Source organism: Nocardiopsis halotolerans DSM 44410, from assembly GCF_000341065.1.
Classification (GTDB): domain Bacteria; phylum Actinomycetota; class Actinomycetes; order Streptosporangiales; family Streptosporangiaceae; genus Nocardiopsis; species Nocardiopsis halotolerans.
The window spans coordinates 1-2,983 of the sequence record NZ_ANAX01000118.1; the positions used below are offsets into that span (position 1 = coordinate 1).

At 75.1% G+C, this 2,983-nt stretch carries 1 protein-coding gene; it reads right to left on the bottom strand.

Going from position 1 to position 2,983, the window contains the following annotated elements; genetic code table 11:
• Positions 1–2,887, bottom strand: a 2,887-nt coding sequence (locus D455_RS32160) for a beta-ketoacyl synthase N-terminal-like domain-containing protein (RefSeq protein ID WP_449289304.1), incomplete at its 3' end; no start/stop codon positions are given.
• Between the last annotated feature and the right edge of the window lie 96 nt (positions 2,888–2,983).

The window sequence follows — 2,983 nt, forward strand, 5'->3', positions numbered from 1 at the left end:
GCGCCGTCGGCGTGGCGGGGTCGGCGGGTACGGCGGCCGGTTCGGGCGGTGCGACCGGTGCGGGAGCGGAGGGCTCGGGGGCCGCCGCCCCCGGTGCGGAGGTCACCCCGTACCGGTCGCGCAACTCCGCCACCAGGGCCGTGACCGTCCCCGTCTCCAGCAGAAGCGTGGGCGGGAGGACGACGTCGAGCCGATCACCGATGTCCTGGGCCATCGACACCGACAGCATGGAGTCCATTCCGAGCTGTTGGAGGGGCGCCTCCGGATCGATCTCCTCGACGCCGATCTCCAGCGCCGCGGCCACCCAGCCGATCACGGCCGAGGCCAGGTCACTCCCCGCGCGTCCTCCCGTCGCTCCGGAGGCCCCGGCCCTCCCGACCGCCGATCCGTGGCCGTTGACCGGGAGGTCGACCGCGTGCGGTTCCGGCAGGACGTCGGACGCGGGCCGGGACGCGGCCCTCCCGGCGGACGGGGTCCCCTCGGCGNTCCCCTCGGCGGCCCCGTCCCCCGGCGCGGCCGAGAGCCGCTTCCAGGTCATCCCGCCCACCTCGACCACCGGACCGGAGTCGTCCGAGACCACCAGGCTCGCGGTCACCGTCTCCCCGCCCGCGGCCACCCGCTCACGACGCGCGTACACCCGCGCCGATCCCCGGAGGGGGCCGAGGACGCTGAGCGAACGCACGGAGAAGGGCACGTACAGGCCGCGCGCCCCGCACGCGACGAGGCCGACCTGGAAGGCGCCGTCCAGCAGGTACGGATCGACCGGGCCCTCCGAGGCCCCGCCCTCCAGGACGCCGAACGCCTCACCGGGAAGGGCGGACGCCGACCGCACGCACCGGTACCCGGGGCCGTACTCCAGCCCCGCCCCGGCCAGCTCCTCGTACATCGCCGCCACGTCGACCGGAAGGGCGCCCGCGGAGGACCCCTCCTCCAGTGAGGGGGGTTCGTCCGCGCCGACGCGCGCCTCGCAGACCAGGCCGCCCGCGTCGTCACGGAACAGGATCCCGCCCTCCTCCCGAGTCCCGCGCAGCACGACGGGATCGACGGCGGGGGCGCGGAACACCACGTCGGTCAGGCGGAACCCGTCCCTGCCCAGAAGCTCCGCCGCACGGGACGGGTAACCGGAGGCCGGGAGCACGGGCCTGCCCCGGACGAGGTGCTCGGAGGCCTCCGGGAGGTGCGACCAGGTCATCCCGGTCGTGGAGGGCGGCGCCGCGTTCCTGACGGGTTCCAGCCACAGCCTCCGCTCCTCGTGCGGCGTGGAGGGCAACCGGACCCGGGCGTGCCCGGGCTCGCCCGCCAGGTCGTGTCCCCGCACGAACAGCCGCGCGGACCGGTCCAGTTCCTCACGGGAACCGCGTACGGCCGCCGGTTCCCGCGCGCCGTCCGCCTCCCGCACCCGGCCGGTGTGGAGGGAGCGCGTGTCCCCGACCCCCGCCAGGAAGAGGCGGAGCTTGTCCTCCAACTGCTCGGAGCTGGAGACGACGCAGGCCAGACGGTGCGTCCACCCCCTCCTGGCCCGCGCGGTCGCGCACATGGCCGCCAGCGGGGGCCGGTGCGGGGAGTCCAGCAGCCGCAGGTAGCGTTCCGCCAGGACGCGGAGGGACCGCTCCGACTCCGCGCTCATGACCATGAGGTGCGGGCCGTCGTCCTCCGCCCCCGCCGCCTCGTCGGGGGCCGCGGTGAGGACGGCGTGGGCGTTGACACCGCCGAAACCGAAACTGCTGACCCCGGCCGCCGACGGACCGCGCCACTCGTCCAGACGCGCGGACACGTACAGGGGCGAGTCCTCGAAGGCGAACCCCCGGTTGGGCGACGACAGGTGCGACAACGGGGGGATCCGGTCGGCCTGGAGGGCCAGCACGGTCTTGATCAGTCCGGCGATGCCCGCGGCCGGTTCCAGGTGCCCGATCGCGTTCTTGACCGACCCCACCGCGACGGAACCGCGCGGATGGTCGGCGAGGGCGGAACGCAGGGACTCCAGCTCGATGATGTCGCCGAGACTCGTGCCCGTCCCGTGCGCCTCCACGTAGCCGACGCGCGACACGCCCGCGTCGGCCATGGCCCGACGGATCACGTCCTGCTGCGCGGTGGTGCTCGGAGCGGTGAGGAAGCCGGAGTGGTCGCCGGTGTGGTTGACGGCGGTGCCGTTCACCACCGCCAGCACGGGGTCCCCGTCGCGACGGGCGTCGGCCAGTCGTTTGAGGACGACCACGCCGCAGCCCTCGCCCCGCACGTAGCCGTCGGCGCCGTCGTCGAAGGTGTGGCAGGCGCCCGTGGGGGAGAGCATGCCGTTGCGGCGGAAGGCCAGGCTCTTGTCCGGGGTCAGGATCAGGTTGACACCGCCGACCACGGCGGCGTCCACGATGCCCGCCCGCAGGTGCGTGCGCGCCTGGTCCAGCGCCACCAGGGAGGACGAGCAGGCCGTGTCCACGACCAGGCTCGGCCCCGACCAGCCGAACGTGTACGAGAGCCGGTTGGCGACCATGGACATGGCCGTCCCGGTGGCCGCGTGGGGATCCTCGTGCCCGGCGCTCCCCGCGAGGAGCTCGGGGAAGTCGCTCGCGATGGCGCCGACGAACACCCCCGTGGCGGTACCGAGGGAGGAGCCGTCGTGTCCGCCGGATTCCAGCGCCTCGTCCGTCACACTGAGCATGAGCCTCTGGAGCGGATCCAGGCGCCGGGCCTCGCGGTCCCCCAGTCCGAAGCGCTCCGGGGCGAAGTCCTCCACGCCCTCGATCCAGCCCGCCCGGTGCCCGTCCACCCGCTCCCACAGGTGTCCCCACCCGCGGTGGTCGTGCGGCGCGGGCCCCACGCGGTCGACGCCCCCGGCCAGGTCGGCCCAGAAGTCGTCCGGTGTCGCGGCTCCGGGGAAACGGCAGGCCATGCCGATGACGGCCAGCGCGCCCTCCGGAGCGGTCCCGGCGGGGGACGACCCGGCGGGGGCGGCGGGGGCAACGGTGCCGGACGGCGTCCCGGAACG